Here is a 7,748-nt window from a genome sequence, read left to right on the forward strand (position 1 = left end):
AAGGTTTGAAAAACTGCGATAAGTGTGAAATATGGAATTTTGTTTTAAGTTACCGGTTTGAGTTACCAGTTTAAACTACTGGTTTAAATTACGCTAAAAACTAGCCTTTAATATAAAGAAAAAAATCTCAGAATTAACGCTTTTAATAATTAGAGCCTCTGGGCGACAGGAAAATAAAAACAGTGGAATCGGCAGCAGCGGTTGATGTAGTAATTATTGGTGGTGGTATTGTCGGTACTGTATTAGCCAAAGCACTCGCAGAGAAAGTATCTCCTGCAAACAGCTCTGGCTTATCTGTCACCCTAATTGATGCGGCTGACCCAGAGCAAACCAGTAAAAGCTTAGTCGACTTTAACCCTTTTACCGACACCCGTGTCATTGCCTTGGCAAGACGTACTGTTGAAGAACTGTCTCACATGGGGCTAAACCTTGATGATGTAGCTAAGCAGCACAACGGTGAGTTACCTCCTCAAATTAAGCATATTGAGGTTAGCGACAAAGGGCACTTGGGGCTATTAAACCTTCAAAGCAGTGACTACCACATTGACGTGTTCGGCCAGGTGGTGAGCTTAAGCGCACTAACGCGATTGGCGGCAGGTGCAACCTCAAGCTACCAATATATCGCACCTGCCAAGGTAACGAACGTAAAGCAGCAGTGCAATTTTGTAGAGGTGCAGCTAGATAGTGGGCAATCGCTTACCACAAAGTTGCTGGTACTGGCCGATGGCGGTCGTTCAGGATTAGCTGACCAGGTTGGTATTTCAAAAACAGTCAATGATTATCATCAAACGGCCATTGTTTTTAATGTACACACTCAGCTCCCCCATGAAAACAAAGCGTACGAGCGTTTCACCCAAAGTGGCCCGTTAGCGTTCCTGCCTTTCGACAGTGAAATCGATGATATCAAGGCTAGTGGAAACGGCTTTTCAGTTGTATGGACTGTAGATACCGACGCCGCAAAGTCGTTAATGGCATTAAATCAACGCGCATTTATCAAGGCCCTACAGGAAGCATTTGGCTATCGACAGGGCAAAGTACTGAGAGTCAGTGAGTTGGCAAGTTACCCGTTAGCGCTTACGAAGGCGCAGCAAGTTGCTAGTCATCGCACAGTGGTGGTAGGCAATGCGGCACAGGCGCTACATCCTATTGCAGGGCAAGGATTCAATCTAGGCTTACGCGACTTAAGTACTTTAGTGTCTGTGCTGCAAGCGTCAGCGGAAAAGCACGGCGAGCAGGATTCATACGAAGCGAAAAACGATACAATCGCATCCGCTAATTTCGATGCAGGCGCTTTTAGTATTACTCAGCATTACGCCAATTCGCGTAAGAATGACAGGGATAACACGATAGCCCTGACCGATACGCTAGTTCGCACCTTTTCAAACCAGTATTTTCCAACGGTAATTGGGCGCAATGTGTCGTTATTGGCATTAAGCATGATGCCCCAGGCGAAAAAAGCGTTTGTTAAACACACGACGGGCTATGGCGAAACACCACTAAGAAAAAGAGATAACAATGCAGCATGTTGATATAGCGATAGTGGGCGGCGGAATTGTAGGGCTAACCCTTGCAGCGGCGCTTAAACACAGTGAATTGAGCATAGCAATAGTCGATAAAGCGGCGTGTTATCAGACTCTGGACGAGAAGCCAACGGCGAGAGTGAGTGCCATAAACCAAGCTAATATTAAAGCGCTGCAACAGTTTGATGTGTGGTCGCATTTGCAGCAAGATCGCGCCAACCCTTACATCGACATGCATGTATGGGACAAAGACAGTTTTGGCGACATTCACTTTTCATGCGATGAAATGGGCAGTGATGCGCTTGGCGTGATTGTAGAGAACCAAGCTTTAGTCAATGCACTGTCTAAAGCTGTGGAAGCGCAGCCTAATGTAGAGTTGATTACTGCGGGTATTGATAGAGTATTAGCTGGCCCAAATCAAACCATGCTGATGCTAGATAATGATGACGTACTAAGCTGCAGTTTATTAGTCGGTGCCGATGGCGCAAACTCATTTGTAAGAAAACAAGCTGGCTTGCCGATTACATTTAAAGACTACGAGCACACGGCGATTGTCGCTAATATCAAAACGGTAGAGCCGCATAATAATGTGGCGAGACAAGCGTTCACACCCACGGGACCGCTCGCGCTACTGCCTATGTCTGAGCCAAATGTATGTTCTATTGTATGGTCGCAAACGCCAGAGCAAGCAAACTCATTAATAGCATTGGATGACGTTGCGTTCTGCAATGCGTTAACTGCGGCTAGTAATAGCGTTCTTGGCACTATTTCGCTGGAAACCAAGCGCGCCGCTTTCCCGTTGACCATGCGTTATGCACGCCAGTGGGCGAAAGACGGTGTGGTGCTGGTAGGCGATGCAGCGCATACCATTCACCCGCTTGCAGGGCAGGGCGCTAACTTGGGAATGCAAGATGCGCTCGCATTGGCTGAAACCCTAAATGACTTAAAGGCGTCGGGCAAAGACATAGGTTTGTACAAGCATTTACGCAGCTACGAACGAAGCCGTAAAACAGAAGCCACGAAAATGATTGCCGCAATGGACGGCTTTAAATTCTTATTCGACGGCGACGACCTCCTCAAAAAGTTGGTCAGAGGAATTGGTCTTTCAGCCACAGACAAACTCAGCACCATTAAAACCGCCTTCGTCAGCCACGCCATGGGCCTATAAACCCCATTCTTGGCGTTGAGATAGTCGCCGGTAAAGGATACTCTTCGGTATCCTTTTTTATTTCTACCAATGGCTTATGTTTACTTTCTCGTGCAAACCTTATCGCGCCTTTCCCTTTGCATGCGCAGCATCTCTACTTACTTCTACTTTACTTATTGGTGCGGCGAATGCTGACGTCACTACTTCTAGTTTGTCCTCGTTTGAGCCTTCGTAGGCTAACGCAAAAAACGTAGAGATGACGCTGAGTAATGCCTCTATCGATTTGGACGTATATCGTCAGCACGTTAAAACACTGGCAAGCGATGAGTTTGAAGGGCGAGGGCCTTTGTCGAAAGGTGAAGAGAAAACAGTCGATTACTTGGTAACCCAATACAAAAAGCTAGGGCTTAAGCCAGCCTTTGGCGATAGCTACACCCAAGCTGTGCCTTTAGCCAAAATAACGCCTAGTAATATTTCATCGTTAACCATAGGCGACCTAAATTTTAGTGCAGGTAGCGAGTTTACCGCCAGAACTCAGCGCATTGTTGAAGAATATTCCCTCGCCGATAGTGACGTAATTTTTGTGGGCTATGGCATTAACGCTCCCGAATACAACTGGAATGATTACGCCAGTCTTGATGTAAAAGGAAAGACGGTGGTAATGCTGGTGAACGACCCAGGTTTTGCTTCTAAAGATCCAAATTTATTTCAAGGCAACGCCATGACCTATTATGGTCGTTGGACTTACAAATACGAAGAGGCCGCAAGGCAGGGCGCAGAAGCTGTTTTCATTGTTCATGAAACCATGCCTGCTGGCTACGGCTGGGGCGTTGTCGAAAACTCAAATTCTAATACTAAGTTTAGCCTAGTCGATGAAAACAATAATGCGTCACAAGTAGGCGTAATGGGGTGGCTTCATCTTAATGCTGCTAGGCAGTTATTTGAAAAAGCAGGCTTAGATTACGGCGAGCTTAAAAGAAAAGCATCCAAGCCTGGATTTACACCTATTTCTTTAAACACCGCCGCATCGCTACAGTTTAACAATGCTATCGAGCATGCTGAATCGCAGAATGTTGCCGGTATCTTAGAAGGTACAGCTAAGCCAGAAGAGTGGGTAATGCTGCACGCGCATTGGGACCATCTTGGTAAAGTTGAAAAGAATGGCAAAACGACTATTTACAATGGCGCAATAGACAACGCTTCAGGCGTAGCAGGTGTGCTTACATTGGCAGATGCGCTTTCAAAACGCGAAGAGGGCTTTGCGCGTACACTAATGTTTAGTGCTTTTACCGCCGAGGAAACAGGGCTACTCGGTGCCGATTATTTTGCAAATAACCCGCCGGTACCAACATCGAACATGGTGGCTTTTTTGAATATCGACGGCATGAATGTAAACGATAATGTTGATTACATTTTGCAGTACGGTGAAGGTTATTTATCTATCGAAGATGATTTAGCGAGGGCAGCGTCGTTACAAGGGCGAACCGTTAAGATGGACCCGCGCCCTCAAAACGGTTTGTTCTTCCGCTCAGATCACTTTGCGCTTGCTAAACAGGGTGTGCCATCTATTTTGTTCATGAGCTTAGGCGATACCGACCCAAGCTTTATCGCTAAGCGCTACCATAAAGCCGATGATGACTATCTTCCAAGCTGGACCTTAGGTGGAGTAAAACAAGACCTGTCTCTTATTGGAAGTATGCTTACTTATTATGCTCAAGGCGATGTATGGCCCATTGGAAGCGCGAAAGTGACTTAAAAGCAAAGCGTCTTCAGGCGTTGTCTGGTAGCGAAACTAACGTTAAATAAAACATGCTGGAACGGCAGGTTATAATGCGAATTTAAAGGTAAAGCGACGCGAATGAGTTGGAGTTTTATTTACATTGGGCGCGGTTATTATGCAAACCGTGCGCAATGCGCTGCAGAGCAAACTGAGCGGCGCCGTTAATATCTCAGGGGTAACGCTGTCGCGATTTATCCTGGCTCCACCAATTGCCCTTGTCTATCTGCTCATCCTCTATAATGGTAATGAAAGTCAACTACCTCAGTTCTCAGGTTCTTTTATAGTAGTAGTGCTGTTTGCATCGCTACTTCAAATAGCAGCCACTTCTTTAATGGTGATTTTGTTTAAGCAGAAGAACTTTGCCATTGGGGCAGGCCTTGCGAAAAGTGAGGCATTGGTGGCTGGCGTAGTTGGTATGCTTTTTTTTGGCAGTTACTTAACACCCCTTGGGTGGGCTGGCATAGTCATAGGCGGAATAGCCGTATTCGTGCTAAGCAGCGGTAACCGACTTCATGGTATTAGTTTGAAAACCATGGCTATCGGTTTAGCTTGCGGTACCTGCTTTGCGCTGACATCACTTCTAGTGCGCGAGGCTAGCCATATGCTCAACATTCAGCATACAGTAGCCGCAGCTTGGGTTTTACTATGGGTGCTATGTGTACAAACAATAAGTTTAAGTGGCTATATTGCACTAACTAAGCCCTTTGTGTTTAAGCAACTAGTAAACGCTAAAAATCAGGTGCTGGCGATAAGCACGGTTAGTTGTTTGGGCTCTATATGTTGGTTCACTGCCATGGCGCTACAGCATGTGGCGCTAGTGAAAACGCTGGGGCAACTAGAGGTTTTGCTTACTTTAGTGCTTTCACATTACTGGCTAAAAAACGCAGTTACAAAACGCGAAATTATTGGGCTGCTCTTAATTGGCGTTGCCGCTATTATGGTGATGTGGGCCTGATGTTTTGTAGTTTATCTTTTTTGTTTTTTGCTCAGCTTTCAAAAGCTAGGAAACAAATATTATTAATGGGTAAAAAGAAATTTTGAAATATATATTTGGCTTTTTGATTTTCTCAGCGCTAAGCGCTTGCAGCACTGTTTCAGTAAAAGACAATGAAACGGAATACAACACTGCTATTGAAAGAAGCAAAAGCAGCGCAGAGCCTGCATTTCAACTTGTTACATTAGGCGATACTGGCGGTATTAAAGACGGCAACTTGAGCGCATTTTTACTGCGAAGTTTAGAAGAGGAACGCTATGTTGCCCTAGACGCAGGAAGCATAGTTAACGGTATTGATATTGCGTTGAAAAAAGGGGCTTTTGACACTTTAAAAAGCAAGCCCGACGATAACCTGCGAGCTAACGGCAATGTACTGCATAATCACGTTGCTGCATACTTGATTAGCCATGGTCATCTGGATCATGTAGCAGGGTTACTTGTTGCTTCACCAGATGATAACAATAAACCCATCTATGCCTTAAAGTCAGTAAACGACACCATGGGGGCGACCTACTTTAATTGGCAGGCATGGGCAAACTTTACGAATCGAGGTTTAGAGCCAAAGCTCAACAAATACGATGTTATCGACCTGGTACCGCAACATACCACTAGCATCGAAGGCACTAATTTAACGGTAACGCCTTTTAGTTTAAGTCACCCCTTAGAATCGACCGCTTTCGTTATTGAAAGTAACAACGATATGTTTGTTTATTTTGGAGATACTGGCCCGGACGATGTCGAAAAAGAAGGAAAGCTGGGCGTAATCTGGCACTACCTCGCACAGCAAATGAGAAACAAGACACTAAGAGGTATGGTTATTGAAGTGTCTTTTGATAACAGTCGCCCTGATAATTTGTTGTTCGGACACCTCACGCCTAAATGGTTAATGCAAGAACTCACTCGCTTTTACGAACTAGTTGAAGATAAAAGCCAGGTTCCAGATATAAATATTGTGATAAGCCATATTAAATACAGCTTAAAAGCGGGAGAGAGCCCACGCTCTGTCATTTCAAAAGAGTTAAAGCAGGCTAATAAATTAGGCTTTAATTTTATACTAGCCACACAAGGCCAATCACTTATCTTCTAATTGCCTTTGGGAATAGTGAACTAAGTAAACATTCGAGTAATCAGGTCTTTAGTTATACTTTTGTCGCGTTTTACGACTTTGTAATCAAAATTTATATAGGTAATCTCTCAAAATTTTTACTAGCTGTTACACTTACTTGATAATCGTTAATAAAGGAAATACGTGATGTCAGAACGAAAGTTTAGATTAGTTACCCGAAGTGATTTTGACGGGCTAGTATGTGCAGTATTACTGAAAGACTTAGACATGATTGATGATATTTTGTTTGTGCACCCTAAAGACATGCAAGACGGCAAAATAGACATTACCGAGAATGACATCACTACCAACCTGCCTTATGTCGCAGGGTGTCACATTGCCTTCGACCATCATCTTAGTGAGACTGTGCGTAATTCAGGCGACATTGATAACCACATTATCGACCCCAAAGCGCCCTCTGCTGCGCGCGTCGTATACGACTATTACGGTGGTGCCGATAAGTTTCCCAATATCTCAGTAGATATGATGGAAGCAGTAGATAAAGGCGACTCTGCGCAGTTTAGCGAAGAAGAGATCTTAGAACCTACAGATTGGGTGCTTATGAATTTCATTATGGATGCACGAACTGGGCTTGGCCGTTTCAGAGATTTTAAAATCTCTAACTACCAGCTAATGATGAAGCTAATAGATGCGTGCAAAGACCACAGTATTGAAGAAATACTACAAATGGAAGATGTGGCTGAGCGTGTAAGTTTGTATCACGAGCACAATGAAATGGCTAAGGCACAAATTGCTAAGTGCTCCACCGTATACGACAACCTAGTTGTGCTCGACTTAACAGATCAAGAAACCATTTACGCCACAAACCGTTTCGTTATTTACGCCATGTACCCAGACTGTAATATTTCTATTCACAAAATGTGGGGGCTGAAAAAGCAAAACGTGGTATTTGCTATTGGTAAATCCATTACTAATCGTAGCTCTAACACCAATGTGGGAGAATTGTGCTTGAAGTATGGCGGCGGTGGTCACATGAACGCGGGTACCTGCCAAGTTGAAACCAGTAAATCAGAGACGGTGCTTGCTGAGCTTATTGAAACTATCACAAATGATGGTTAACGCTGATTAGCACACGGATGAAGGGGCAGAAAAAGTACTCTGACCCTGAGGGATCCCCACGAATTTAATTTCATATGCCTCCGGCCCAGGCTGCGTCAACTATGGAACTGTACCATTTGAGT

General features: G+C 44.5%; 5 protein-coding genes and 1 pseudogene. All 6 read left to right on the plus strand.

The genetic code is table 11. The annotated features are described in order from the left end of the window. Positions 1-182: 182 nt before the first annotated feature. On the plus strand, positions 183-1,529 hold the full coding sequence (locus KUL49_RS20115; RefSeq protein ID WP_131138397.1) for an FAD-dependent monooxygenase: 1,347 nt from the start codon (positions 183-185) through the stop codon (positions 1,527-1,529). Continuing rightward, positions 1,516-2,688 (plus strand): FAD-dependent monooxygenase, encoded by a 1,173-nt coding sequence (locus KUL49_RS20120; protein ID WP_131138398.1) that lies wholly within the window; start codon positions 1,516-1,518, stop codon positions 2,686-2,688. The genes KUL49_RS20115 and KUL49_RS20120 overlap by 14 nt, the downstream gene beginning before the upstream one ends. Positions 2,689-2,923: 235 nt before the next feature. After that, a pseudogene (locus KUL49_RS20125) lies at positions 2,924-4,473 on the plus strand (M28 family metallopeptidase). A gap of 89 nt (positions 4,474-4,562) precedes the next feature. Beyond that, positions 4,563-5,402: a multidrug transporter gene (locus KUL49_RS20130; RefSeq protein WP_131138399.1), complete on the plus strand. Its 840-nt coding sequence runs from the start codon at positions 4,563-4,565 to the stop codon at positions 5,400-5,402. A gap of 175 nt (positions 5,403-5,577) precedes the next feature. Next, positions 5,578-6,528, plus strand: a complete 951-nt coding sequence (locus KUL49_RS20135; protein WP_373995665.1) for an MBL fold metallo-hydrolase — start codon at positions 5,578-5,580, stop codon at positions 6,526-6,528. Positions 6,529-6,693: 165 nt separating this feature from the next. After that, positions 6,694-7,626: an exopolyphosphatase gene (locus tag KUL49_RS20140; RefSeq protein WP_131138401.1), complete on the plus strand. Its 933-nt coding sequence runs from the start codon at positions 6,694-6,696 to the stop codon at positions 7,624-7,626. The last annotated feature ends 122 nt before the right edge of the window (positions 7,627-7,748 follow it).

The sequence above is a fragment of the Alteromonas sp. KUL17 genome, assembly GCF_006538305.1.
GTDB classification, from domain to species: domain Bacteria; phylum Pseudomonadota; class Gammaproteobacteria; order Enterobacterales; family Alteromonadaceae; genus Alteromonas; species Alteromonas macleodii.

Excerpts from the sequence above, each read along its gene's own strand:
- KUL49_RS20130 (WP_131138399.1), top strand. The coding sequence starts at position 4,563 with ATGCAAACCGTGCGCAATGCGCTGCAGAGCAAACTGAGCGGCGCCGTT.
- KUL49_RS20120 (WP_131138398.1), top strand. The coding sequence starts at position 1,516 with ATGCAGCATGTTGATATAGCGATAGTGGGCGGCGGAATTGTAGGGCTA.
- KUL49_RS20140 (WP_131138401.1), top strand. The coding sequence starts at position 6,694 with ATGTCAGAACGAAAGTTTAGATTAGTTACCCGAAGTGATTTTGACGGG.